At 73.3% G+C, this 25,792-nt stretch carries 16 protein-coding genes, 2 tRNA genes and 1 riboswitch; of the genes, 6 read left to right on the top strand and 12 right to left on the bottom strand.

Annotated features, from left to right (window positions below; translation table 11 throughout):
- Positions 1–18: 18 nt before the first annotated feature.
- Entirely contained in the window at positions 19–1,413 is a 1,395-nt protein-coding gene (locus ACRAKF_RS21065; RefSeq protein WP_447038769.1) for an NAD(P)/FAD-dependent oxidoreductase, read from the bottom strand.
- Positions 1,414–1,785: 372 nt separating this feature from the next.
- On the opposite strand from ACRAKF_RS21065, the gene ACRAKF_RS21060 reads away from it, so the two are divergent.
- Both ACRAKF_RS21060 and ACRAKF_RS21055 read left to right on the top strand, forming a co-directional pair.
- Entirely contained in the window at positions 1,786–2,559 is a 774-nt protein-coding gene (locus ACRAKF_RS21060; protein ID WP_447038768.1) for a TetR/AcrR family transcriptional regulator, read from the top strand.
- A 213-nt stretch (positions 2,560–2,772) separates the two neighbouring features.
- Positions 2,773–4,743, top strand: a complete 1,971-nt coding sequence (locus ACRAKF_RS21055) for a sigma-70 family RNA polymerase sigma factor (protein WP_447038767.1) — start codon at positions 2,773–2,775, stop codon at positions 4,741–4,743.
- Between the two features lie 39 nt (positions 4,744–4,782).
- Here the strand turns inward: ACRAKF_RS21055 and ACRAKF_RS21050 are convergent, their stop codons facing one another.
- Both ACRAKF_RS21050 and ACRAKF_RS21045 read right to left on the bottom strand, forming a co-directional pair.
- Complete coding sequence (locus tag ACRAKF_RS21050) at positions 4,783–8,166, bottom strand: AfsR/SARP family transcriptional regulator (RefSeq protein WP_447038765.1); 3,384 nt, start codon at positions 8,164–8,166, stop codon at positions 4,783–4,785.
- 96 nt (positions 8,167–8,262) lie between these two features.
- Entirely contained in the window at positions 8,263–10,347 is a 2,085-nt protein-coding gene (locus ACRAKF_RS21045) for an asparagine synthase-related protein (RefSeq protein ID WP_447038764.1), read from the bottom strand.
- Positions 10,348–11,174: 827 nt separating this feature from the next.
- On the opposite strand from ACRAKF_RS21045, the gene ACRAKF_RS21040 reads away from it, so the two are divergent.
- The 4 genes from ACRAKF_RS21040 (at position 11,175) to ACRAKF_RS21025 (ending at position 16,810) form a co-directional block, all read left to right on the top strand.
- Complete coding sequence (locus ACRAKF_RS21040; RefSeq protein ID WP_447038763.1) at positions 11,175–12,623, top strand: MFS transporter; 1,449 nt, start codon at positions 11,175–11,177, stop codon at positions 12,621–12,623.
- A 204-nt stretch (positions 12,624–12,827) separates the two neighbouring features.
- On the top strand, positions 12,828–14,048 hold the full coding sequence (lhgO, locus tag ACRAKF_RS21035; RefSeq protein ID WP_447038761.1) for an L-2-hydroxyglutarate oxidase: 1,221 nt from the start codon (positions 12,828–12,830) through the stop codon (positions 14,046–14,048).
- A gap of 447 nt (positions 14,049–14,495) precedes the next feature.
- Positions 14,496–15,359 (top strand): tRNA (guanosine(46)-N7)-methyltransferase TrmB, encoded by an 864-nt coding sequence (gene trmB, locus ACRAKF_RS21030; protein WP_447042085.1) that lies wholly within the window; start codon positions 14,496–14,498, stop codon positions 15,357–15,359.
- 62 nt (positions 15,360–15,421) lie between these two features.
- Positions 15,422–16,810, top strand: coding sequence for a PrsW family intramembrane metalloprotease (locus ACRAKF_RS21025; RefSeq protein WP_447038760.1), 1,389 nt, complete (start codon positions 15,422–15,424; stop codon positions 16,808–16,810).
- A gap of 31 nt (positions 16,811–16,841) precedes the next feature.
- On the opposite strand, the gene ACRAKF_RS21020 is transcribed toward ACRAKF_RS21025, so the two are convergent.
- From ACRAKF_RS21020 to ACRAKF_RS20980, 9 genes are all read right to left on the bottom strand, one after another.
- A complete protein-coding gene (locus ACRAKF_RS21020; RefSeq protein WP_447038758.1) occupies positions 16,842–17,786 on the bottom strand; it encodes an aldo/keto reductase in 945 nt (314 codons plus the stop codon).
- A gap of 123 nt (positions 17,787–17,909) precedes the next feature.
- Complete coding sequence (locus ACRAKF_RS21015) at positions 17,910–18,995, bottom strand: M23 family metallopeptidase (protein ID WP_447038757.1); 1,086 nt, start codon at positions 18,993–18,995, stop codon at positions 17,910–17,912.
- 11 nt (positions 18,996–19,006) lie between these two features.
- Positions 19,007–19,154: riboswitch (cyclic di-AMP (ydaO/yuaA leader) on the bottom strand.
- A 232-nt stretch (positions 19,155–19,386) separates the two neighbouring features.
- Positions 19,387–20,568, bottom strand: a complete 1,182-nt coding sequence (locus ACRAKF_RS21010) for a PP2C family protein-serine/threonine phosphatase (protein ID WP_447038756.1) — start codon at positions 20,566–20,568, stop codon at positions 19,387–19,389.
- Positions 20,569–20,789: 221 nt separating this feature from the next.
- Positions 20,790–20,863: transfer RNA gene (locus tag ACRAKF_RS21005), tRNA-Met, on the bottom strand.
- A gap of 56 nt (positions 20,864–20,919) precedes the next feature.
- Complete coding sequence (locus tag ACRAKF_RS21000) at positions 20,920–21,807, bottom strand: glycosyltransferase family 2 protein (protein ID WP_447038754.1); 888 nt, start codon at positions 21,805–21,807, stop codon at positions 20,920–20,922.
- A gap of 138 nt (positions 21,808–21,945) precedes the next feature.
- A tRNA-Lys gene (locus ACRAKF_RS20995) sits at positions 21,946–22,018 on the bottom strand.
- 81 nt (positions 22,019–22,099) lie between these two features.
- Complete coding sequence (locus ACRAKF_RS20990) at positions 22,100–24,454, bottom strand: DEAD/DEAH box helicase (RefSeq protein WP_447038753.1); 2,355 nt, start codon at positions 24,452–24,454, stop codon at positions 22,100–22,102.
- A gap of 302 nt (positions 24,455–24,756) precedes the next feature.
- Complete coding sequence (locus ACRAKF_RS20985; protein WP_447038752.1) at positions 24,757–25,320, bottom strand: hypothetical protein; 564 nt, start codon at positions 25,318–25,320, stop codon at positions 24,757–24,759.
- 112 nt (positions 25,321–25,432) lie between these two features.
- Positions 25,433–25,783, bottom strand: coding sequence for a metallopeptidase family protein (locus tag ACRAKF_RS20980; protein WP_447042083.1), 351 nt, complete (start codon positions 25,781–25,783; stop codon positions 25,433–25,435).
- Positions 25,784–25,792 lie beyond the last annotated feature (9 nt).

Here is a 25,792-nt window from a genome sequence, read left to right as displayed (position 1 = left end):
GGGAGTTCCTGACTCCGGTCAGGAGGACTCCTTCGGGGGCTTGTGACCGGCCGCGAGTTCGAACTCGGCGCGAGGGTGTTCGAGCGACCCGAGGGAGACGATCTCGCGTTTGAACAGCCCGGAGAGGGTCCATTCGGCGAGCACACGGGCCTTGCGGTTGATGGTCGGCACTCTGCTCAGGTGGTAGACGCGGTGCATGAACCAGGCAGGGTAGCCCTTCAGCTTGCGTCCGTAGACGTGTGCGACGCCTTTGTGCAGCCCCAGGGAGGCCACCGAGCCGACGTACGCGTGCGTGTACCGCTGGAGCGGCTGCTTCCGCAGGGACGCGACGATGTTGTCGCCGAGGACCTTGGCCTGGCGTACCGCGTGCTGCGCGTTGGGCGCGCACTCCTTGCCGGTCTCCTCGGCGGTGACGTCGGGGACGGCGGCCGCGTCTCCCGCGCCCCACGCGTGCGTGGTGCCGTCGACGGTCAGCTCCGGGGTGCACTTCAGCCGGCCGCGTTCGTTCAGCGGCAGGTCGGAGGCGGCGAGCACGGGATGCGGCTTGACGCCGGCGGTCCACACGACGGTGCGGGCGGTGAAGCTGGAGCCGTCGCTCAGGACGGCGACACGGTCCGCGCACGAGTCAAGACGTGTCTCCAGGCGTACGTCGATATTGCGCCGACGCAGCTCGCCGACGGTGTACTTGCCCATCTCCTCGCCGACCTCGGGCAGGATGCGCCCCATGGCCTCGACGAGGATCCACTTCATGTCCGAGGGCTTGATGTTGTGGTAGTACCGCGAGGCGTAGCGCGCCATGTCCTCCAGCTCGCCGAGCGCCTCGACACCGGCGTAGCCGCCGCCCACGAACACGAAGGTCAGGGCCGCGTCGCGGATGGCGGGGTCGCGGGTGGAGGAGGCGATGTCCATCTGCTCGATGACGTGGTTGCGCAGCCCGATGGCCTCTTCGACGGTCTTGAACCCGATGGCGTACTCGGCGAGCCCGGGGATCGGCAGGGTCCGCGCGATGGAGCCCGGCGCCATGACCAGTTCGTCGTACGTGATGTCGACGGGGCCCGCGCCTTCCTCCTCGGTGGCGAGCGTGGTGAAGGTCGCGGTGCGCTTGGCGTGGTTCACGGACTCGACCTCGCCGATGACGATGCGGCACTTGTCGAGGACACGGCGCAGCGGTACGACGACGTGTCTGGGCGAGATGGAGCCGGCCGCAGCCTCGGGCAGGAAAGGCTGATAGGTCATGTACGGATCAGGCGTGATCACCACGATCTCGACCTCACCCCGCTTGAGCTCCGCCTTCAGCTTCCGCTGGAGGCGAAGTGCGGTGTACATGCCGACGTACCCACCGCCGACGACGAGAACGCGCACACAGTCCGGAGTGCCGGGGGTCGTCCCCCGGGAGATCTCAGCCTTCACCATCCCATGACGCACCCGGCTCCGGAGTTTGTCCACAGGCCCGACGAATTGTGTGACCGGAGGCGGCGCGCGGCGGGTGTTCGGGGGCCCGCCGAAGCGGGCGGAAGACACGCAGGTCATGCGGGGTGGACAGGGAACGGACGTGGGGTGCAATAAGGCCTGAAACGGTGCGTACTCCGATCGGGGGGCGGTCCGTGCGGAACCCACCCCTTCTGAATTGACCCTGGCTCAACTATGTTCGTGTGACGTCGGGGTGTCGGGGGATGCGCTCGTCGGGCCGAGTTCCGGGCCCGCGGAAGGGTTCACTCCTCACACGCCGGTCACCAATGACGGGGAGTGTCTCCGGGGGGAGACGTCATTACCGGGGGAACGTGTATGCACATTCAGGAGACTCACTGGACTTCCGCTGCCGCGTCGGCTTCAGCCGTCGGCACGGCCGGAATCGGACGCGACATGGGGGAAGGAGCGCGCACGACACCGCTGCGTGTCGACGCACAGCGCAATCTCGAACATGTACTTCGTGCGGCACGCGAAGTCTTCGGCGAGCTGGGTTACGGCGCGCCGATGGAAGACGTGGCACGCCGCGCACGGGTCGGTGTCGGCACCGTCTACCGGCGCTTCCCGAGCAAGGACGTCCTGGTCAGGCGCATAGCCGAGGAGGAGACCTCCCGGCTGACCGACCAGGCTCGTGCGGCGCTCGGGCAGGAGGACGAACCGTGGTCCGCGCTCTCGCGCTTCCTGCGGACCTCCGTGGCGTCGGGGGCGGGGCGGCTGCTGCCGCCCCAGGTGCTGCGGGTGAGCGTCGAGGACGGCGCTCCCGAGGACGGGGCACGGGTGCCGCAGCAGCGGCAGGCGTCCCCGGGCTCGCCCGAGCTGCGTCTCGTGGAACAGCGCCAGGCGCCCGCGGAGGAGTCCACCTCCCTGGGCGTGGGCGACGACTCCGGGGCGGCGACGCTCCTCGACGTCGTCGGCCGTCTCGTCGAGCGGGCCCGTGAGGCGGGTGAGCTGCGTCCGGACGTCACCGTCTCGGACGTCCTGCTGGTGATAGCGACCGCGGCGCCCTCGCTGCCGGACGCCGCCCAGCAGGCCGCCGCCTCGTCGCGACTGCTCGACATCCTGCTCGAAGGGCTCCGGTCGCGGCCTGCGTGACGGCCGGCCGCGGTGCACTCGGTTCGGTGGAGGGCTCGGCTGCGAGGGAGACATCAAGCGCTGAGCCTTCCCCGAATGGGTGAACGGTAGTACTCGACTGCGGTAATTCACCCCGGACGGGTGGTTGCTTGTTGACGCCGGCGATGTGAGCGCGGCCGTGTGCCACCCTTTCCCGATGGCCGGGACTGAGTGTGCGGGCGGGGGCGTTCCGCGATGAGCGACGACGGTCGGGACGAGCCGTCCGCCGGCTCCACCGAGGAGACATCCCCGGCGAGCGGCGGTGCGGATTCCGAGAGCCCGCCGCCACGGCAGGTGCCGTCCCAGGGCGGACCCGTGTCCCAAGGCGGGCCTCCCGGACGGCCCGAGGAAGCACCACCCGGCTCCGGCGTGCCCATACAGCGCGCGGGCGGCGCGGACACCCGCTTATCCGCCACCGGGGAGGCTTCCCCGGCCGACGCCGACCTGATCGCGCGGATGCGGGCGGGCGACGACACCGCGTACGAGGAGCTGTACCGCAGGCACGCCGAGGCGGTCCGGCGCTATGCGCACACCTGCTGCCGTGACGCGCACACCGCGGACGACCTCACCGCGGAGGTCTTCGCCCGCATGCTCCAGGCGGTGCGCGGCGGCAGCGGGCCCGAGCACGCCGTGCGCGCCTATCTCCTGACCACCGTCAGGCGGGTCGCCGCGGGGTGGACGAAGTCCGCCGGGCGGGAGCAGCTCGTCGAGGACTTCGCGGTCTTCGCGGCGCAGGCCGCGCGGGGCCAGGAGATCTCCGACGACGACACCCTGGAGCTGGGCGCCGACGTCCGCGCGATGCACGAGGCCGAGCGGTCCCTGGCGATGCGGGCCTTCCTGAGCCTGCCCGAGCGCTGGCAGGCCGTGCTCTGGCACACGGAGGTCGAGGACGAGTCGCCGAGCGACGTCGCCACGCTCTTCGGCCTGGACGCGAACGGCACGCGCGTGCTCGCCAGCCGCGCCCGCGAGGGACTGAAACAGGCCTATCTCCAGGCGCACGTCAGCGCCACGCTCACCGGGAGCGAGGAGTGCGCCCGCTACGCCGACCGGCTCGGCGCCTACGCCCGCGGCGGGCTGCGCGTCCGCGCCGAGCGGGGCCTTCGCAAGCATCTGGAGGAGTGCGCGGAGTGCCGCCTGGCCGCGGGCCAGATCAAGGAGATCGCCGGTGGCATTCCCGGGGTCGTGCCGATCGCGGTCATCGGCTGGTTCGGCGCCGCCGGGTACGCGAAGGTGGCCGCGCTCGTCGGCGGCGGTGCCACGGCCGGCGCGGGGGCCGGTGCGGCGAGCGCCGCCGTGGGCGGCTCCTCCGGCGGATCGGCCGCGGGCGGGGCCGCCGCCGCCGAGGGGCTCGGCGCCCCGGCGAAGGCCGGCATCGCGGCGGGCATCGTGGTGGCGGCCGGGGTGGTCGCGGCGATCGCCCTCACCGGCGGCGGCGACAGGCCGAAGGACGACCCGCCGCCCAAGGCGGACGGTCCCGCGGTCTCCGAGTCGATCGTGCCGCAGAAGCCGCCGTCCCCGGAGCCGAAGCCGGAGCCCGCCCCGCCGTCGCCCACGCCGAAGCCGTCCCGCACGCCCTCGCCGCCTGCTCCGGCACCCGAGCCGAAGCCGCCGGTGAAGGAGACGCCCGAAGCGAAGCCGCCCCCGCCCGACCGGGAACCCGAACCCACGCCCGTACCCCCCAAGCCGAAGCCGACCCCGCCCCCGAAGCCGACGCCGTCGCCTCCTTCCGCCCCGGTGGTCTACCAGTGGAGCGAGCTGCGGTACGGCATCGCCGGCGACGGCACCGAGCCCGAGATGCGGCTCGCCGAGAGCAGTTGGGTGTGGCAGCGCCAGGGCCTCTCCGTGGCCGACAGGCGGTACGCGCACGGCGTGACCGTGCACGGCAAGTCCTCCGTGACGATCGACCTGAACCGCACGTGCTCCACGTACGACGCGCTGGTCGGTGTCGACGACATGACACTGCGGATCGGTCGACTCCGCTTCTCCGTGTACGCGGACGGGGCGCGCCTGTGGCGGTCGCCGCTGATGAAGGGCGGTGACCCGGCGGTGCCCGCGCACGTGGACATCACCGGACGCAGGACGATCCGGCTCGTCGTCGAACCCCACACGTCCTTCGACACGGTGGCCCTCGCGGACTGGGCGCAGTCACGGCTGAGCTGCACCTGACCGGCCCGCACCTGACCAGCCCGCACCTGACCGGACGGCTCAGTCCCCGGCCGGGCGCGCCGCCTCTCTCAGCTCCTCGTACACGTCGTCGGTCGTGAGGGTGCTGCCCGCGGCGCTCGCCGCCTCGTACTCCTCGGTGCCGAGTGCGGCCGTGGCGGCGGACAGGACGCTCTGGGCCGCGGTCGAGTCGGGGCGCGGTCGCGGGCGCCCGCCCCTCAGTCGCGTGCCGACCGCGAGCAGCCGGGCCGCGCGCGCGTGGTCGCCGAGTTCACCCGTGAGGGCGGCACCCCAGTCCACCAGCGAGGCGACGATCATCTCGGAGCACCGGCCCTCCACGGCCTCGCGCAGCGCCTCCGCCAGCTCGGGGAGACCTGCCGCGGGACCCGACTCGAAGGCCAGGACCCGTGACTCCACACCGCGCAGGGCCGCCTTGAACTGCGCCGGCGGTGCCCCGTACCGCATCTCGTCGCGGACCTCTTCGCACAGCGCGCGAGCCGTGGCCGCGTCGCCGTCGTCCACCGCCATCAGCGCGCGCAGCAGCCGTACGAACGCCCGTGACTCCGTCACGCCGTGCCGCTCGGCCTCGGCCGTCGCCTCATCGAGGGTCTTGAGAGCCCCGGCCCTGTCGCCCTCGCGGTAGGCGATCTCGCCGAGCCGGGCCAGGAGGAAGGACGTCTCCGCGTACGCCCCGACCTCGTGGGCCAGGCGCAGTGCGTCCTCGTACGCCGCACGGGCCGACGCGTGGTCGCTGCGGGCCATCGAGGCCTCGCCGACGGCGCTGCTCACCTGGGCGTGCATCCACCGGTCGCCCACCCGGGCGCTGAGCGTCGCCAGCTCGGCCAGGTCCTCGTCGACGCCCGAGAAGTTGCCGCTCATGTCGATGGCCATGTGCACGCGGAACATCAGGATGAGGCAGATCTCCCAGTCCCCTCCGTACCTGCGGCAGTTCTCGACCGTCGCGTCGACGGCGGGGCGCGTGTCCTCCAGCGTGCCGCCGGTGAAGTGGGCCGTGAACGCCCAGATCAGGCCGGGGAACGTGGCGGCCTCGGGGCCCGACTGCTTGAAGGCGTCCCGCACCCCCTCGACATACGCGATCCAGGCGTGGTCTTCCGTGGCCGCGTCCGCGGGCCTGGACTCGGCCACGAGGAAGAGGTGGAGCAGCCGGAGCTTCATCCACGGCCAGTGGAGCGGGTCGTCCTCGTCCGGCAGGGCCGCGGGGCCGACCGACGGCGGGTGCGGTGCCAGGGACAGGACGCGCTCCATCCAGGCGAGGCCCTCCCTGCGGAAGTTGCGCAGCCACCAGAACCAGCCCGTGTTCAGGACGAGCGCGATGGCCGTCGGGAGGTCGCGGGCCTGGACGGAGTGGTGGATGGCCGCGCGGATGTTGTCGAGCTCGGTCTCCAGGCGGTCGATCCACGGCAGTTGCTCGGCGGAGCGGAGCAGGGGCTCGGCCCGCTCGACGAGCGCGCGGAAATACGCGCTGTGGCGCCGTGCCGCGGCCGCGAGCAGGTCGGGGGTCTCGGCGGCGCGCTCACCGGCGTACTCGTGGATGGTCTCCAGGAGGCGATAGCGCATGCCGCCGTCCTTCTCGTCACCGCAGGGGACGGTGACGATCAGGGACTTGTCGACGAGGGCGCCGATCAGGTCGGTGGCCGGTCCTGTGCAGACCGCCTCTGCGGCGGGCAGGTCCCAGCTCCCCGCGAAGACGGACACCTCGCGCAGCACGGTCCGCTCGGCCTCGCCGAGCAGTTCCCAGGACCAGTCGACGACCGCCCGCAGGGTCTGCTGGCGGGGCAGGACCGTGCGGGCACCGCTGGTCAGGAGGCGGAAGCGGTCGTCGAGGCGGTCGGCGATCTGCCGCGGGGTGAGCAACCGCAGGCGGGCCGCCGCCAGCTCGATGGCGAGGGGCAGTCCGTCGAGCCTGCGGCAGATCTCCGCGACGGCCCCGGCCGACTCCTGGGCGTCGAAGCCGGGCCGCACCGCCGTGGCCCGCTCGGCGAAGAGGCGGTGCGCGGGGTCGGGCGGGAGCGGCTCGACCGGGCGCACGGACTCGCCGGGCACGCCCAGCGGCTCCCGGCTGGTGGCCAGGACGGTGAGGCCGGGGCAGTGCGTGAGGAGGGTCTCGGCGAGCTCGGCGGCGGCGCCGATCAGGTGTTCGCAGTTGTCAAGGATCAGGAGCAGTGCGCGCGATGCGCAGTACTCGACGAGCAGGGCGACGGGGTCGTCCTGCGGGGCGGTCAGCTCGCTGGTCATCAGCACGGTCTCGCGCAGACCGAGCGCGCTGACGACAGCGCCTGGCACCGCCTCGGGCCGGTCGAGCGGGGCGAGCTCGACCAGCCACACCTGCGGAAGCCCGGCGGCGGCCTCCTCGGCGAGGCGGGTCTTGCCCGAGCCGCCGGGGCCGGTGAGGGTGACGAGGCGTGCTCTGTGTATGTCCGAACGGATGGCCCGGAGCTCGGGTTCCCGCCCGACGAAAGAGGTCAAACGGTTACGGATGTTCCCCTTCCGCCCGGGACGAGCAAAGCGGTCGGGCCTCGCGGGATCGGTGACCCCACCGTGGCCGGCAGGGTGCTCGGCAGAGTGCTCGGCAGGCAGCGCGGGTCCGGCAGGAGCAGCCGGGTCGCGGGGCCCGGCCAGGGGGTCGGGGAGCCGTGCGGGGTCGGAACGCCGTGCGAGGTCGGAAGGCGGTCGTCGACGCCGTTCCTCGCCTTCTTGGAGCAGCTCCTCGTGCAGTGCTCGCAGCTCCGGTCCCGGATCGGCTCCGAGGCCTTCGGCCAGCGCACGGCGGGTGTTCTCGTAGGCGGCGAGGGCGTCGGCGCCGCGTCCCGCCGCGCGCAGGGCGCGGATCAGCAGGGCGTGCAGCGGCTCGTCGTACGGCCGGTCCCCGGTGAGTTGCCGGAGCTCCGGTATGACGTCGGAGGCCCTGCCGAGCAGCAGCTCCGCCTCGATGCGCGCGCGGACGGTTTCGGTGCGCTGCGCGTCGGGGCGCGCCGCGGCGGTGCGGTCGGGCAGGTCGGCGAGGGCCGGGCCGCGCCAGAGGGCGAGCGCGTCGCTCAGGACGCGGGCGGCCGACTCCGGGTCGGCGCGGTCCAGGGCGGCCCTGCCCTCGCGCGCGAGCCGCTCGAAGCGGTGCAGGTCGACCTCGTCGGGGGCGACCGCGAGGCGGTAGCCACCCTGGCCCGAGACGATGGCGTCCCTGCCGATGGCGCGGCGCAGGCGGCCGACGAGGGCCTGAAGTGCTGCGGGGGCGTCGGCCGGCGGATCGTCCGCCCAGACCTCGTCGATCAGACCACCCACGGTGACCGCGCGGCCGGCGTGCAGCGCGAGGGCGGCGAGCAGGGCACGCAGCCGTCGGCCCCCCACGGCCAGGGGAGCGCCTCGCTCGTCGTACGCCTCGGTGGCGCCCAGGATTCGGTACCGCACCGGGTCATTCTCCCCGCACGGCCGCGACTCGGCGCGGGAGTTTCCCGGCGCGGCGGCGCACGACCGGGGCGTCGGTCACCGCAGAGGCCCCCGCGGCTACCGCCCGGCCCCCAGCGCCCCTCTCTGCGGAACCACGCTCCCCGTGGGAACGGCCCGCTGCCGTGCCGGAGTTCCCGTCCAGCAGGTACCTCTCCGCGACAGGAGCCTGCGCAGCCAGAGCTCGGTGGAGACCAGCTCGGCCAGGCCGTCCAGCGGCAGCGGTGCCCCCTCGGCGGCCTCGCGCAGGGCTTTGCGGACGACGCGGGCCTCGACCAGGCCCGCCTGGGCGAGCAGCGGGGTGTCGAACAGGGTGATCAGGTCGTCCACGGCGGCGCGCAGGCCCGCACGGGCGGCCGCCGCGTTCGGGGCGTGGGACGGGGCTCCCCAGCCCGGCGGCAGCTCGGCGACGCCCGCGCCCTCCAGGACCGTGCGCAGGATCGCCGCCCGCGCCCCCGGCTGGACGCGCAGCGCCTCGGGGAGCGCCCGGCACGCGCGTACGACCTGGTTGTCCAGGAAGGGTGCGTGCAGCCGCTGGAAGCGGACCTCGGCGGCCTGTTCGAGGATGCGGAACTCCGCTGCGTGCCGGGCGAGGGCGGACCGCGCGCGGAACTCGCCGGGGCGCTGGCCCGGGCCGCCCGCGCGCAGGGTCGTGTCGTTCAGCCGAACCGATACTTCAGCGAGGGCCTCTCCGGTCAGCCAGCGGGCGGCTGGGCCGGGTCTGGCCCAGGCGAGTGCGGCGAGCGAGGCGCCCACGGCTCCGCCCGGCTCGTCGAAGCGCCGGTGCAGGAGCCGATCGGCCAGGGAAACGACGCCCGCGCGGTGCGGCGTACGGGCCAGCTTGCGGGCCGCGCCGTACACGCGCGCGGGGACCATGACCGAGCCTTCGGCCTTCGCCAGGGCGGCCACCGGGCGGACCAGGTGGCGGCGCTTGCGGTCCATCAGGAGGTCGGCGAGGCGGGCTGGGTGGGCGTCGAGGACCTGCCGCGCGCCGTAACCGGTGAAGTGGTCGGCGCTGCCCGACGCGAGCCGCGCGCGGTGCCGCTGGGCGGTCACCAGGGCGGCGCCCGGCTCGTCCGTCAGGGGCCCTTCCAGGTCGGCGTAGGGCAGCGTGTCCTCACCGGCGGCGACGACCACATGGTGCAGCCGCGGGTTGGCCGCGATGGCGCCGGCCCGTTCGAGCTCGGCCTCCCGGCCGTTGACCGCGAGGTCGTTGAACGTGACGGCCAGGAGCCGCTCACCGGCCCCTGTGCCGTGTCCGAGGACGGTGCCCGGCATGCCGGGCAGACCGGCGGCCAGGAGGGCGAGGGTGCCCGACGCGGGGCCTCCGGAGAGGTCCGCTCCGATGCCGGGCACCGGCATGCCGCGCGCGGCGCGCCGCTCGGCGGGGCCCATGCCGGGCACCGGGCCGGGGTCGATGTCCGTGCCGGGCACGTGGCGCGGCGCGGTGAGGCGGGCGCGCACCGCCTCGACCAGGGCGTCGCGCACCCCTTCGACGGCACTGTCCGCGTCGGCCGCGGGGGCGGCGACGGCGAGCGAGGCCACCGGGTCGTACCCGGCGATCTCCCGTGCCCCCGCGCGCAGGATGAGCGCGTGCCCCGGGGGTACGCGCCGCACGCCCTGGTAGGGCGTCGAGTCGTGCAGCGCCTCCGGGACGTCGGGGGCGGCGAGCAGTGCCGCGAGGTGGCCGATGTCCAGGTGGGCCTCGACGAGGTCGGCCAGGGGGAGCGCCGCGGTGGCGTACGCGGTGCCGCCGGCCCAGGGGGTGTGGAAGACGGGGCGCGCGCCCGCGAGGTCTCCGGCGACCATGAGGCGGCGGCCGACCTGGACGACCGCCGTGTAACTGCCGGTCCAGGCGGTCAGATGGCGCAGGGCGCCCCCGCGCGCGGAGAACAGGCCGGCCCGCAGCTCGTCGTCGGATGCCCCGCACGTGCCGAGCACCGCGATGCGGGTCTGCTCGTCGGCCGTCACCGTCCGTACTTCGTCGGCCCGCCAGTCGCCGACCGCCCAGAGCGGATCCGGGTCGCCCCACAGGAGTTGGGAGCCCACGGGGCGCACGGCCTCACCGTCGTCACCGGTGGCTCCGGCCGATCCCACGACCGAGGGCCTCGCGGCGGTACTGCTCCACCCCACCAACCACCGCATCGCTGCCTCCACAGGCTGTGGACGGGGCCGTCGGCGACGCGCCGACAGGCACGGCCGACCCATGCACCGAAGAACTGGAGTCCCATGCTGCCACGAAGGGGGCGCACGGGAGGGCCCGCGTGGCCGCTTGTGCGGCGGTTAATGCACTCCAGGACGGCGGTAGTTGAACTGCTGAACTACGCTCCTCTTCTTGTGGGCACCCGGCGCGCCGGCTTGCAGGTGGCGTCGACGTATGACGCGCGTCGCCACGCTCGGGCGAAATGCCCGTTCCGTCCTGGGAGTGTTTTCGGCCAAATCGGCCAGGGATGAGCCCAGCGGAGAACCGCCCGCGGACAACACACAGCCCGGGAGGCGGTGTTCGCCTCCCGGACCGGTCCGCCGCCCGCGGGGATGAAGGCAGCGGTGTCCCCCAGCCCGCTGACTCCAGCGCAGCGGGCCGACCCACGCATCGCCAATCGAAGCGCCACCGACATGGCCGGAGAAGAGCGCACACACAGGCGCACGGCCACACACCAGGAGCACGGCCACAGCGGCCGCGCACCCCCGCACGGACAACAATCCCGCCATCCGGAACTGGGCCTCTTAACGCTTGGGATGCGGCGAACTACGCTGTGTGTGCTGATGTTTTCGCGGAGGCATATACCTGGAGGATCGGCCAAACGCTCTTGCGGCCGTCGATCCGGCCACGACGCCCGGAGCTCAGGCCACGGCGCCTGATGTCCGACACACGGCGGCCGCGGCCACGGGTGCCGTGCCCCCGGGGAACGCAGCACGAATGCCGTGCGGTCCAGCCATCGCCCGGCAGCCGTCTGTGTCGAGGGGTGGCCATGTCCAGGGAGCAACGCGGGCCGAACGAAAAGCTCGGCACCGTTCTCGCCCTCGCGGGAATCAGCAATGCGGGACTCGCCCGCCGGGTCAACGACTTGGGGGCTCAACGCGGGTTGACGCTCCGTTACGACAAGACATCGGTGGCCCGCTGGGTGTCCAAGGGCATGGTGCCGCAGGGCGCCGCCCCGCACCTGATCGCGGCGGCCATCGGACAGAAGCTCGGCCGGCCCGTGCCGCTGCACGAGATCGGCCTCGCGGACGCCGACCCCGCGCCGGAGGTGGGCCTCGCCTTCCCCCGCGACGTGGGCGCGGCGGTCAAGTCGGCGACCGAGCTGTACCGCCTGGACCTGGCGGGACGACGCGCCGGCACCGGCGGCATATGGCAGTCCCTGGCCGGCTCCTTCGCGGTGAGCGCGTACGCGACGCCCGCCTCGCGGTGGCTGATAACCCCGGCCGACAGCTCCGTCGCCCGCGACGCCTCGGAGGACGTACCGCGCGACACGGCGCAGGCCGACGACAGCGGCGCGCCGATGAAGGTCGGCCACAGCGATGTCCTGAAGCTCCGGGAGGCCGCGGAGGACGCCCGGCGCTGGGACTCCAAGTACGGCGGCGGCGACTGGCGTTCCTCCATGGTGCCGGAGTGCCTGCGCGTCGAGGCCGCGCCCCTGCTCCTCGGTTCCTACTCCGACGAGGTCGGGCGCGCCCTCTTCGGAGCCTCCGCCGAGCTGACCCGCCTCGCCGGGTGGATGGCCTTCGACACGGGCCAGCAGGAGGCCGCCCAGCGCTACTACATCCAGGCGCTGCGGCTCGCCCGGGCCGCGGCCGACGTCCCCCTCGGGGGGTACGTACTGGCCTCCATGTCCCTCCAGGCGACCTACCGCGGCTTCGGCGACGAGGGAGTCGACCTCGCGCAGGCCGCCCTGGAGCGCAACCGCGGGCTCGCCACGGCCCGCACCATGAGCTTCTTCCGGCTCGTCGAGGCGCGGGCACACGCGCGTGCCCATGACGCGCAGGCCGCGGGGGCGGCGCTGCGGGCCGCCGAGGGCTGGCTGGAGCGGGCCCGCGACGGTGACAACGACCCGTCCTGGCTCGGTTTCTACTCCTACGACCGCTTCGCCGCGGACGCCGCCGAGTGCTACCGCGACCTGAAGGCGCCCCGGCAGGTCCGCCGCTTCACCGAGCAGGCGCTGTCCCGCCCCACGGAGGAGTTCGTGCGCTCCCACGGTCTGCGCCTCGTCGTCTCGGCCGTCGCCGAACTGGAGTCCGGCAACCTCGACGCGGCGTGCGAGCAGGGGACGCGCGCCTTGGAGGTGGCCGGACGCATCTCCTCCGCGCGGACGACGGAGTACGTGAAGGACCTCCTGCACCGCCTTGAACCGTACGGGGACGAGCCCCGGGTGGTCGAACTCCGCGAACGGGCCCGCCCCCTGCTGGTGGCCCCGGCGTAGCCTGGCGGGGCGCCCCGCCCACCCGTTCACCCGGCATCGACGACGTCGCGCGGCGACGGCACAGCGGCCCGCCCCGCCCCGGGGTGAACACTGGCCCCGCCCCGGGTTAAGCGGAGCCGAGCTGTGGTGGAGGATTACGGCCCCGCAGGTTTGGGGGCGATGTCAGTGGCGCAGGGCAGTATCTGTGGTGGGAGGTGAGACGCGGTGAAGAAGCTCGCGTACGACTGCGACGTACTGGTGATCGGCGGCGGAATCGTCGGCCTGGCGACGGCGTATGCCCTCACGCGCTCCGCCCCCGGCACAAGCGTCACGGTCCTGGAGAAGGAGGAGGGCCCGGCCCGCCACCAGACGGGCCGCAACAGCGGCGTCATCCACAGCGGCATCTACTACCGCCCCGGCTCGCTGAAGGCGAGATACGCCGTCCACGGCGCCGCCGAGATGATCAAGTTCTGCGCGGAGTACGGCATACCGCACGACGTCACCGGCAAGCTGATCGTCGCCACGGACCGCTCCGAGCTGCCCCGCCTGCACGCCTTGGTCCAGCGCGGCAGGGAGAACGGCATCCCGGTGCGTGAGCTCGGCCCCGCCCAGATCGCGGAGTACGAGCCGGAGGTCCGCGGGCTCGCCGCCATCCACGTGGGGACGACCGGCGTCTGCGACTACGGCGCGGTGGCGGAGCACCTGGCGAAGACCTCGGGCGCCGAGATCCGCTACGGGGCGGGTGGCGACGTCGTGCGCGTGGACCGCCGCCCCGACCTCGGCGTCGCCGTGCGCACGGCGGATGGCGCCGTGGTGCGCGGCAAGGTCCTGGTGAACTGCGCGGGACTGCACTGCGACGAGATCGCGCGGCTCGCGGGCGACGACCCGGACATGCGGATCGTCCCCTTCCGCGGGGAGTACTTCGAGCTGGCCCGGCCCGAGCTGGTGCGCGGCCTCGTCTATCCCGTGCCGGACCCGGCCTTCCCGTTCCTCGGCGTCCACCTCACCCGTGGCATCGACGGCGGCGTCCACGTCGGACCCAACGCGGTGCCCGCGCTGGCCCGCGAGGGGTATGACTGGTCGGTCGTCCGCCCCCGGGAGCTCGCGGGCACCCTCGGCTGGCCGGGCTCCTGGCGGATAGCCCGCCGCCACTGGCGGTACGGAGCGGGTGAGCTGCGCCGCTCCGCCTCCAAGGCGGCCTTCACCGAAGCGGTCCGCAGGCTGCTGCCCGCCGTCAGGACCGAGGACCTGGTGCCCTCCCCGGCCGGGGTCCGCGCCCAGGCGGTCCTGCGTGACGGCACGCTGGTCGACGACTTCCTGATACGTGAGGCCGCCCGCACGGTCCACGTCCTGAACGCCCCCTCCCCCGCGGCCACGGCGTCCCTCCCGATCGGCCGCGAGGTGGCCCACAGGGCGCTGGCCGCGCTGCGGGATGCGAACGCCTGAGCGGTACGTGACGCGGATGCCTGAGCGGTACGGGCTGCCCTGCCGGGCTTCGGGCGCCGGCCGCCGGGTGCCTGCCGCCCGGCTTCGACCGCCGCGGTGCGAGGTCGGCGCTCGGTACGGCCCCGCGACCGCTGGGCGCGGGCCGCGCCGGTCGGCCGGATCTGGGAGCGGCACGATCCGCACCGGCTTCGGGCCGCGTCGGCCTCGGTGAGCCGACCGCCACTGCCGGGGTCGGCATCCCCGTAAAATTGGCGCACTGTGTCTGAGTCACCCCACACCCCCGAAGCCCCTGGCACCCGCGAAGCCCACGAGGCCGGCGAGGCCCGCGAAGCCCCGGGCACCCGTGAAGCCCGCGACGCCCGCGACGCCCGCGAGGCGGCCGAGCCGACCGGAGCTCCCGGCACCGCCGAAGCCGCCGAAGCCGCCGAGTCGACCGGCGCCGCCGAGCTGTCGCAAGCTCCTGCGGCGACCGAAGCGCCGGAGCCCACCGCGGCCACCGGAGCCGCCGGAGCCGCCGAGGTCACCGCCGCCGAGCCGGCCCGAGGGCGCCCCCGGGTGAGCCCCCGTTTCCCCGGCGGCCCCTCCCCCGACCCCGCCGGTTCCCACCACGAGCGGCGGATCCGTAGCTTTCAGCCGCGGCGGAGCCGGGTGACCGCAGGCCAGGGCGACGCCCTGCTGCGGCTCTGGCCCGTCTGGGGACTGGACATCGACGGGCTGCGCACGCTGGACCTCGGTGAGCTGTTCGGGGACGGGGACAAGCGGTCCGACAAGCCCGTCGTGCTGGAGATCGGCTTCGGCATGGGCGAAGCCACCGCGCAGATGGCCGCCGCCGACCCGGACACCGGCATCCTCGCCGTGGACGTGCACACCCCCGGCCAGGGCAACCTCCTCGGCCTCGCCGAGCGCAACGGCCTGACCAACGTCCGCGTGGCCAACGGCGACGCGATCATCCTGCTCCGCGAGATGCTGCCGCCCGAGTCCCTCGACGGACTCCGCGTCTACTTCCCCGACCCCTGGCCCAAGCCCCGCCACCACAAGCGGCGCCTGATCCAGCCGGAGTTCCTGACGCTGGCCGCGCCCGCGCTCCGGCCCGGCGCGATCCTGCACTGCGCGACCGACTGGGAGCCGTACGCGGAGCAGATGCTGGAGGTGCTCACCGCCCACCCGGACTTCGAGAACACGCAGCCCGACGGCGGCTACGCCCCCCGCCCCGACTTCCGCCCCCACACCCGCTTCGAGGGCCAGGGCCTGCGGAAGGGCCACGTCGTCAACGACCTGCTGTTCCGTCGAGTCGCCCGCCCCAAGGCCTGAGCACCCGCCCCCGGAACCGACGCACCGTCGCGGCCACCCCCATCGCTCGTTAGGGTCAACGAGTGGCCATCAGTCCTGCGTATCCGATACCCGCCGAGGCGCCCGCCCCGGGGGAACTCCGCCGCGTCCGCTGGTGGCAGCGGCGGGCGATACGCGCGGCCGGACTCGTCGTCCTGCTCGCCCTCTCGGGCCTGGTGATCCTGGCCCTGGTCAGGGAGCAGACCGGCACCGAGGGCTTCCTGGTCGGGCTCGGCCTCGCGACCGTGCCCGTGCCGCTGCTCGTCGCCGCGTTCCGCTGGCTGGACCGGGTGGCGCCGGGCCCCTGGCGGAACCTGCTGTTCTCCTTCTCCTGGGGAGCCTGCGCCGCCGCGCTCATCGCGATCGTCGCGAACAGCTTCGCGATCCGCTGGATAGCCACCGCCACCGCCGACCCCACCAGCGCGGACACCCTCGGCGCGACCGTCATCGCCCCCATCGTCGAGGAGTCGGCGAAGGCCGCCGCGGTGCTGCTGGTCTTCCTCTTCCGCAGACGTGACTTCACCGGCGTCGTCGACGGCATGGTGATAGCCGGTGTGACGGCGACCGGCTTCGCGTTCACGGAGAACATCCTCTACCTGGGCAACGCCTTCGTCACCGACCAGCTCAGCCACGACAGCGGCCTGGCCTCCGTGACGGCGGCGACCTTCTTCGTACGCGTCGTGATGTCGCCCTTCGCGCACCCGATGTTCACGGTCCTGACCGGCATCGGCTTCGGCGTCGCCGCGTTCTCCGCCCCGCGCCTGCGCGTGCGCCGCGTCCTGGTCCCGCTCACCGGGCTGCTGCTCGCGATGGGCGTGCACGCCCTGTGGAACGGCTCGGCGGTCTTCGGGCAGTACGGCTTCTTCATCGTGTACGCGCTGTTCATGCTGCCCTGCTTCGGCCTGCTGACCTGGCTGGCCATCTGGACCCGGCAGCGCGAACTGCGCATGATCCGCGCCGAGCTGCCCGTCTACGCGGCGGCGGGCTGGCTCACCCCGCCCGAGCCGTACGCGCTCGGCTCGATGCGCGCCCGCGCGCTGGCCCGCGACTACGCCTCGTACACCTGGGGCAAGGCCGCCGCCCGCACGGTCGCGGAGTACGAGACGTACGCGACGTCCCTGGCGTTCCTGCGCCACCGGGGCCGCAAGGGCCGGGCGGGCGCCGACTTCGTCGCCCGCGAGCAGGAACTCCTGCACCGGCTCTGGGAGCGCCGCGGACCGGCCCGCCCCGCGCTGGCCTACGCGGCCCGCGCGACGGCCCCGGTCCCGCTGCCCGGCCCGTACGCCGTGTACGGGCGCCCGCAGTACGGCTACCAGGCCCCGGCGACGGCATACGGCCACCCGCCGTACGCACCCCTCCCGCACGCACCCCTCCCGCACGGGCAGCCGCAGACGTACCCGGCGGCGCAGGCGTACAACCCATACCGCACCTAGACGTCTGGGCACCCGGGTACGCCGGCGTTCCTCAGGCGGAGGCGGCGTTCAGCGTCGAGAGTTCGGCCGCCGTCAGTTCCAGGTCCGCCACCGCGAGCAGCGCGGGAAGCTGTTCGACCGTGCGCGCGGAGGCGATCGGCGCGGCGACGGTGGGCTGGGCGGCCAGCCAGGCGAGCGCCACGGTCGCCGGTTCGGCGCCCCGCGCCCGCGCGATCTCGTCGAGCGCGACGAGCACCCGGTCGCCCCGCTCGGTGCCCACGTACTTCTCGACCCCCGCACTCCGGACGCTGTCGACCGTGACGCCGGGGCGGTACTTGCCGGTCAGGAAGCCGGACGCGAGCGCGTAGTAGGGGGCGGCCGCGAGGCCGGAGCGCGAGGCGACCTCCTGGAGCGGGCCCTCGTAGGTGCCGCGGGAGACCAGGTTGTAGTGCGGCTGGAGCGCGGCATAGCGCGCGAGGCCCTCGCGGTCGGAGAGGTCGAGGGCCTCCTGGAGCCGCTCGGGGCTGATGTTGGAGGCGGCGATCGCGCGGACCTTGCCGGCCCGGACCAGCTCGTCGAGGGCGCCGATGAACTCCTCTACGGGGACCGAGGGGTCGTCGTAGTGGGTGTAGTACAGGTCGATGTAGTCGGTGCCCAGGCGGCGCAGTGACTCCTCGGCGGCGGCCTTGATGGTGCTCGCGGCGAGGCCCTTGCGGTCGGGGTGCCCGCCGACCTTGGTGGCGATGACGACGTCGGCGCGGTTGCCGCGGCTCGCCAGCCATTCGCCGATCAGGGTCTCCGACTCGCCGCCCCGATTCCCCTCCGCCCAGGCCGAGTAGGAGTCGGCGGTGTCGATGAAGTTGCCGCCCGCCGCGGTGTAGGCGTCGAGGACGGCGAAGGACGCCGTCCGGTCGGCGGTCCAGCCGAAGACGTTGCCGCCGAGGGCGAGCGGGAAGACCTCAAGGTCGGAAGAGCCAAGCGTACGAAGAGAAGTCATGCGTTCCTCAACGACCGCGGCGGAAACGGAATTCCATGACCCCCGGTGTATCCGGGGGCCCTACTCGGGACCGGCGGCCCTGGCGCCGGGGGGTTGGCGCCAGGACCACCGGAGTCAGAGGCGTCAGAGGCTGAGGCCCTTGCCCTGAAGCCAGGCGAGCGGGTCGATGTTGGCGCCGGCCGCGGTGTGGACCTCCATGTGGAGGTGCGGCCCCGTCACGTTGCCGGTCGCGCCGACGCGGCCGATGACGTCGCCGGTGCTGACCTTCTGCCCGGCGCTGACGTTCATCGAGGACTGGTGGCAGTACCAGATCTCGGTGCCGTCATCGAGCTCAAGGACCGTGCGGTAGCCGTAGGCCCCGGCCCAGCCGGCCTCCTTGACGGTGCCGGTGTGCACGGCCTTGAGCGGCGTACCCGTCGGCGCGGCGAAGTCGAGGCCGGTGTGCTGCCCGGAGGACCACATGGAACCGGAGTCGCCGAAGTGCGAGGTCAGGGTGTACGAGGAGGTGGGGATCGCGAAGCTCTTGGCGAGCTTGGCCAGGCGTTCGGCCTCGGCCTTGGCCTTGCGGGCCTCCTCCTCCTTCTTCTTCTTCGCGGCGGCCTTGGCCTCGATCTTCTGCTCGGCCGCCTTCTGCTGGGCGGCGGCCTCCTCGGCGGCCTTCTTGACGGCGGCGCCCTCGGCCGCGGTCCGCACCGCGTCGTCGGCCTGGCTCTGCTGGTTCTCGGCCTGCCGCATGATGCGGGCGCGCAGAGCCTCGCCCGCGTCGGTGGTGCCCTGCTGGGCGTCGGCGGAGCTGACACCGGCGGCGGTGAGCGGGGCCGCGGCGGTGGCGGCGTCCACCGCGGAGCCGGAGCCGGAGTCGGCGGAGTCGTCGGAGATCAGGGAGCCGACGCCGGGAAGGGACTTGGCCTCCGGCAGCGAGTCGGTGACGGCGCCCAGGTCGGGCATCGATATGGAGACCGGCGGCTTGCCGTCCTGCGCGGTGGCGATGCCTCCCGCGCCGACGGCGGCGATGACGCCGACGCCCAGAACGGTGGAGCTGCGGGCGAGGCCGCCGCCGCCCTTCTTGTGCACACGGTGCCTGCCGCGGACGGGACGGACGGACTCCTCGGTGGGATTCCACTCCTCCCAGGTCTGCTCGTCGTACCCACCGAAATCGGGGTCATTCGGAACGTACGCGGCTTCTGGGGCAGGCCGGTTGGACGCCACTGGGGCGCACTCCTTTCCTTCCTTCTCGCCTACCGGGTTAGCTGACGGGTTCGGAGCAGGAAGGTCTCCTACGAACACCTGGCACGGATGCACAGATGCCCGATTCACCCCAAGTAGGTGGTTCCCCGGCTCCCTTGCGGGATTAGGCGTGTGCGCACGGAGCCGCCTCTAGTGACGGCTGGGACGACCGCGCTGCGTTATCGAACGTTAATAGACAGCGGGCCCGTATTCCAAGCTGTTCCTGTTGATTCTTAACGCCTCCGGGGTACGACCCGGCCGTACGTATGGGGACACGGGGGCCGCGAACGGGGCGAGTCGCCCGGCCGTGCGGCCGAACCGGAACCTACCCTCCACATGACAGTACGTCAGTTGTTATGCAGAGGGGTGCAGTTCAGTCACCCGCCGTGACATCGGGGTCGTCCGCGGCGGGCCGCCGCACCGCGAGCAGCGCCAGGTCGTCCGTCGCGCCGCCCCCGGTGTGCCACCGCACCTCCTGCGTGAGCGTGGCAAGGAGCGTCTGCGGGCCCCGGCGCCCCGGGAAGACCCGCCCGCCGAGCCGGGTCGCGGGGTCGTAGAACTCCCCGGTCCCGTTCCGCGCCTCCGAGAGGCCGTCCGTGTAGAAGAGCAGCATCGCGCCCGGCGGGAACTCCGTCTCGTCCGCCCGGTCCGGCCAGGACCCCAGCGAGCCCATGCCGAGCGGCAGCGCGGGGTCGGTCGGCGAGAGCACGCACAGCCGCCCGTCCCCGCGCAGCAGCAGCGGCTCCGGGTGCCCCCGGTTGATCAGGCGTACGTGGCTGTCGCCGTGCCCGATCTCCGCGAGGACGGCCGTGGTGAACCCCTCGAAGGCGTCGAGCCCGTCCCGCCGGGTGCCCTCCCGCGCGAGCGCCCGCTCCAGGCGCTGCACCACCGCCTCCAGGGTGGCCTCCTGCTCGGCGGCCTCGCGGAACGCGCCGATGACGACGGCGACGGCCGCGACCGCGCCCATGCCCTTGCCGCGCACGTCCCCCACGATGAGCCGCACCCCGTGCGAGGTGTCCTGCACGGCGTACAGATCGCCGCCGATGAACGCGTCGGCCTGCGCCGCCTCGTACCGCGCCGCGATGTCGAGGCCACCGATGCGGGCGTCCGGCTCCGGCAGGACGGCGCGCTGGGCGGTCTCGGCGATGGAGCGGGCGGTGGCGAGCCGGTCGTTGCCTCGGCGCACGACGCGGTTGATGACGACGGCGAAGACGGCGACGGTCACCACGGTGAGCAGTTCGGTGATGGACTCGACGTGGCCGACGGCATGGTTGCCGTAGTGCAGCAGGGCGACCGCGGCGGAGGCGGCCGCGCCGGTCAGGACGGTGTTGAGCAGCGAGTAGAAGGGGGCGGCGATCAGGGGTGCCGCCGTGTAGAGGGGGGTCGCGCTGAACTCGGTCGGGGTCGAGACGTCGTACGCGATGCCGACGATGAGCAGCAGGAAGGGCAGGGCCCGGACGAAGGTCCGCTCGTGGGGGGTGGCTGTGCGGCCGCCCAGGCGCCGCCCGCGGCGGTTCCCACGGCCGGACCCGTCGGTCCCTCCTCGCTGCCCCACCGCTCGTCTCCCGCCGACTCCGCGCCCATCACCGCGCTGCACCTACCCAGGCTTCCCGCAACGCGGTGCGGGTGCGACCTGGTGTGGGCCGACCGGGTGACGGAAGCGCCCCCACGGGCGCCCGTCCGGCGGTCGGGCACCCGTGGACGCCCGCCCGACGGCCGGAGCCGGAAAACACTCAGGGCCGGGAAGCTGAAAAGCTTCCCGGCCCTGAGTTTCAGTAGCGGGGACAGGATTTGAACCTGCGACCTCTGGGTTATGAGCCCAGCGAGCTACCGAGCTGCTCCACCCCGCGTCGTTAAACCCAACTCTACGCCATCCGAAGGGGTGCTCCGAACCACTTGCGGGCCGTCACACGACGGGCGGCCGGCCGAGGCGCGTGAGCCGCCACACCGTGCGCCAGCGCATGGGCCTGCGCTCCCCACAGGGCTCCCGCACGCCCTCGACGAAGCCGCCCGCCCACGCGCGCAGCCCCGGCAGGGAGCGGGTACGCGCGACGGTGAGGAGGGTCCAGATGCCCAGGTGTACGGGGATCAGCGGCAGGGGAAGGCGCCGCCGGACCAGCCAGACGCGGTTGCGGGCGGTGTTGCGGAAGTAGACGGCGTGCCGGGCCGGCGAGGTCGCGGGGTGCCGCAGGAGCAGCGCGGGCTCGTAGAGGATCTTCCAGCCGGCGTCGACGGCCCGCCAGGCGAGGTCGGTCTCCTCGTGGCCGAAGAAGAACTGGGCGGGCCAGGTGCCGGTCTGCCGCAGCATCTCCGCGGAGAAGGCGTGCCCACCGCCGAGGAAGGCGGTGACCAGGCCCCGGCGCATCGGGTCGGTGGCGCGCAGACGGGGGATGTGGCGGCGCTGGGTCTCGCCCGTCTCGTCGGCGATGCGGAAGCCGACGATGCCGAGGCGCGGATCGGCGGCGAAGAGGTCCCGCACCCCGCGGAACACGTCTCGGTCGACGAGAAGCCCGTCGTCGTCCAGCTCGACGATGACGTCGACGTCGCCGAACTCCAGGAGCCGCTCGATCGCCACGTTGCGGCCGCCGGGGCAGCCGAGGTTGTCGTCGAGCTCGACGGCCGTCACCCGGCCGGGCAGCGGGGGCAGGGCGGGGAGCGGCGAGCCGTTGCCGACCAGCACGATCCGGTCCGGGGGCACGTCCTGGGCGGCCACCGACGCGAGCAGCGCGTCGAGCTCCTTGGGGCGGTTGCCCATCGTGATGACGACGACGCCGATACGGGGCGGCTGCGGCACGGAGAAACTCCATCGGGCGAGGACGAGGACGGCGGCCCCGAAGCCGGCAGGCAGGCATGGCACTGGGCGGCCGTGCGCCGGGCGTACGGGGATACACCACAGGCCCAGGTCAGAAACTCCTGACCTGGGCCTGAGCGGTAGACCGTGTGGGACTCGAACCCACAACCAATGGATTAAAAGTCCACTGCTCTGCCAATTGAGCTAACGGTCCGCGTCGGTGCACCCCCGAGCATAACGGAGGGCCCGCACGGCGCGTGCGCCGTGCGGGCCCTCCGTGCGTTCTGACTACCGGTCAGCTGTTGCGCTTCCAGCGCGGCTTGTCGTCACGACGGCCGAACGAACCCGTGGCGGAGCCGGTGCGGTCGCGGTTGGGCGCCGGACGGTCGTGGCCGCCGGAGCGGGAGCCGCCCGCGGGGCGGTCGTCGCGGCGGTCACGGTTGAACGGGCGGTCGCTGCCGCGGTGGCCGCCGGCGGGGCGGTCGTCGCGACGGAAGCCGCCACCGCGGGTGTCGTCGCGGCGGTCGCGGTTGAACGGGCGGTCGCCGCCACGGGTGTCCCCGCCACGGTTGTCGCCGCCACGGAAGCCACCCTCGCGGCGGTCGCGGTTGAAGCCGCCGCCGCGAGTGTCGTCACGGCGCTCGAAGGAACGGCCGCCACGGTCGCCGCCGCGCTCGCCGCCGCGGGTGTCGTCACGACGGTCACGGTTGAAGCCGCCGCCACGGTTGTCGTCACGACGCTCGAAGGAACGACCGCCGCCACGGTTGTCGTCACGACGCTCGAAGGAACGACCGCCACCGCGGTTGTCGTCACGGCGCTCGAAGGAACGGCCGCCACGGTCGCCGCCGCGGTCGTCACGACGGTCACGGTTGAAGCCACCGCGGTCACCGCCGCGGTCGTCGCGGTTGAAGCCGCCACCGCGGTTGTCGCGACGGTCACGCTCGTAGTTGCCGCGATCGTCACGCTGCGGCCGGCGGTTCTCGTACGAGGAGGAGCGCTCCTCGCGCGCCGGGCGCTCGGCGACGGCCTGCTCGGGCACCGAGACGGCAGCCTCCACGACCGCCTCGGCGGCGGCCGCGGCCTCGGCGACCGCGACATCCGGGTCGTCGCCGCGCTCACGGGCGGCACGCGCGGTGAGGCGGTCGGCCTCCTCGCGCAGCTCGGTGGCGCGGCGCGTGGCGCGCTCCAGCTCCTTGGTGAGCTCCTTGACCTCACGCTCGGCCTGGGTCGCGGCGTTGCCCGCGGAGTCGGCCTGCACCTCGGTCATCGACCGGGCGCCGGTGATCTCGGCGACCTCCGGGTCGAAGGTGCCGCCACCGTTGATGATGTGACGCCCGGCGTCGACGCCCGCGTCCTCCATCAGCCGGAAGATCTGGCGGCGCTGGTGCGGCAGCGAGAGGGAGACGACGGTGCCGCTCCGGCCCGCGCGCGCCGTACGGCCCGAGCGGTGCAGGTAGTCCTTGTGGTCACCGGCCGGGTCCACGTTCAGAACCAGGTCGATGTCGTCCACGTGGATGCCGCGGGCGGCGACGTCGGTCGCGACGAGCGCGTTGACGTAGCCCTTCTTGAAGTCCTCGAGCACGCGGGTGCGGGCACCCTGCGTCATGCCGCCGTGCAGCGCGTCGGCCTTCACACCGGAGTCGCAGAGCTGCTCGGCGATGCGGTCGGCGCCCAGCTGGGTGCGGACGAAGATGATCGTGCGGCCCTTGCGCGCGGCGATGGCGGCCGTGACGGGCGCCTTGTCGCGGGGCTTCACGATCAGGATGTGGTGCGACATGGTCGTGACGTTGCCCTGGGCGCTGTCGACCTCGTGCGTCACCGGGTTGGTCAGGTAGCGCTTGACCAGCGTGGAGATCTCGTTCTCCATCGTGGCCGAGAACAGCATGCGCTGGCCGTCGGACGGAACCTGGTCGAGCAGCTCCGTGACCTCGGGCAGGAAGCCCAGGTCGGACATCTGGTCGGCCTCGTCGAGGACGGCGATCTGGGTGTTCTCCAGCGAGCAGGCGCCGCGGCTGATGATATCGCGCAGACGGCCCGGGGTGGCGACGAGGATGTCGACGCCGCGCTCCAGGGCGTAGATCTGGTTGCCCATCGACGTACCGCCGCAGACGACCTTCATCTTCAGGCCGAGCACGTCGCCGTACGGCTGGAGGGCGTCCGCGACCTGCATCGCGAGCTCACGGGTCGGGGTGAGGATGACGCCGCGGGGCTTCTTCTTCTCGGTGCGGCCGTCCTTGGCGAGAGTCGCCAGCATCGGCAGACCGAAGGAGAGGGTCTTGCCGGAGCCGGTACGGCCACGGCCGAGGATGTCCTTGCCGGCCAGGGCGTCCGGGATGGTCGCGGCCTGGATCGGGAAGGGGGCGGTGACGCCGTTCTGGGCGAGCTTGCGGACGATGCCCTCGGGCAGACCGAGGTCACCGAAGGTGAGCCCGGGCTCGGCATCGGCATCGTCGTCCGCCTCGGCGGCAACGGCCTTGGAGACGTCGGCGTCAGACGCGCCGGCGTCGGGGGTGACCTCGGTGACGTCCTGAGACTCGGTGGACTCGACGGTCTCGGACACGACGGTCTCGGCGACGGCCACTACGGCCTCGTCGTTCTCGACGGTGTCGTTCTCGGGCAGGACGGCCTGGTCAGAACTGAAAATGGACATACGTAATGCGAAACCTTCCGGAGTTTCGGCACGCGCCCGTCAACTCCGTGATTTCGCAATGGACCGCCTCTATGCGGTCAGCCACGGCAAGGGAGAGTACGCGCCACGCGGCGCTCTTCTGTGTCGGCGCCGGGCAAATGGGATCAAACGATCTACCACCATACTCACCCACCCCCCTGGAAGGCAAACCACCCCCGTCACACCCCCTCCGACCTGCGCATACGCACATCCCGCCCCGGTGGCGAACCCCCGGCGGACACCGTCGCACGGCGGCTGCCGCGCCACTTCGGCCCGGTCGCGGGCTACGGCTGGCGCCCGCCGATCTCCGCGTTCCGCCGCTGGAGCTGTGCCCCCGGTCCCGACCCCTCGTGCTCCGACGAGGACGGCTCCGGAGTGGTGGGGTCCGGCGTCGGGGTCGGCTCGGGCTTCGGCGGCTCGGGCTCCTGGGTCGGGCGCGTCGGGGTCGGCTTCGGCGGCTCCGGCTGCCCCGGCCCGCCACCCGGCCCGCCCGGCTTCGGCGGGTTGCCGGAGGGCGTGCCGGAGTCACCGGGACGCTCGCCGCGCTCCGCGGCGGCCTTGCCGTCGTCGCCCCGGGCGGCGTCACCGCCCTTGCCGCCCTTGCCGTCCCTGCCGTTCTTGCCCTTCGCCCGGCCCTTGCCCTTGCCCTGGCTCCGCTCACCGCCGGACATGACGTCGTCACCGCGGACCACGGGAGCGCCACCGGGAGCGGCCTCGCCGCCATGGCCCCCCGCGGAGCGCCCGGGCCTCGGGGCGCCGCCGTCGTCGCCGACGCTCATGCACCCCGCGGTCGCCGCGACGGCCACCGCGACCGCGGCCCAACGGACGGGAACGTACAAATGACGCACGGCCGAGCACCTCCTGAGGCGCTGACAATCGGGACGCCCTGCCCAACTCCCGCCACACGCAAGAAGACACGGACGCGGGAGGAAGGACCCGGCGTCACCCGACCCGAACGCGTCACCCGTACCCGAGCGCGTGCAGCCTGGCGTCGTCGATGCCGAAGTGGTGCGCCACCTCGTGCACCACGGTGATCTCCGTCTCGGCGACGACCTCCTCGCGCGACTCACACATCCGCAGCGTCGGCCACCGGTAGATCGTGATGCGGTCCGGCAGCACCCCGGCGTACCACTCCCCGCGGTCGGTCAGCGGCGTCCCCTCGTAGAGCCCGAGCAGTTCGGGGTCGTCGGAGGGCGGCTCGTCCTCGACGAAGACGGCCACGTTGTCCATCAGCCGTGTCAGCTCCGGCGGAATCCGGTCGAGAGCCTCGCCGACCAGTTCCTCGAACTCTTCGCGCGTCATCTCCAGCACGCCCCCATT

This window comes from Streptomyces sp. DSM 118878 (assembly GCF_052936595.1).
Note: the sequence above shows the minus strand (reverse complement) of the source record. Positions and strands in the feature narration are given on the sequence as shown.

Excerpts from the sequence above, each read along its gene's own strand:
- ACRAKF_RS21065 (WP_447038769.1), bottom strand. The coding sequence starts at position 1,413 with ATGGTGAAGGCTGAGATCTCCCGGGGGACGACCCCCGGCACTCCGGAC.
- ACRAKF_RS21060 (WP_447038768.1), top strand. The coding sequence starts at position 1,786 with ATGCACATTCAGGAGACTCACTGGACTTCCGCTGCCGCGTCGGCTTCA.
- ACRAKF_RS21055 (WP_447038767.1), top strand. The coding sequence starts at position 2,773 with ATGAGCGACGACGGTCGGGACGAGCCGTCCGCCGGCTCCACCGAGGAG.
- ACRAKF_RS21045 (WP_447038764.1), bottom strand. The coding sequence starts at position 10,347 with ATGCGGTGGTTGGTGGGGTGGAGCAGTACCGCCGCGAGGCCCTCGGTC.
- ACRAKF_RS21040 (WP_447038763.1), top strand. The coding sequence starts at position 11,175 with ATGTCCAGGGAGCAACGCGGGCCGAACGAAAAGCTCGGCACCGTTCTC.
- ACRAKF_RS21020 (WP_447038758.1), bottom strand. The coding sequence starts at position 17,786 with ATGACTTCTCTTCGTACGCTTGGCTCTTCCGACCTTGAGGTCTTCCCG.
- ACRAKF_RS20990 (WP_447038753.1), bottom strand. The coding sequence starts at position 24,454 with ATGTCCATTTTCAGTTCTGACCAGGCCGTCCTGCCCGAGAACGACACC.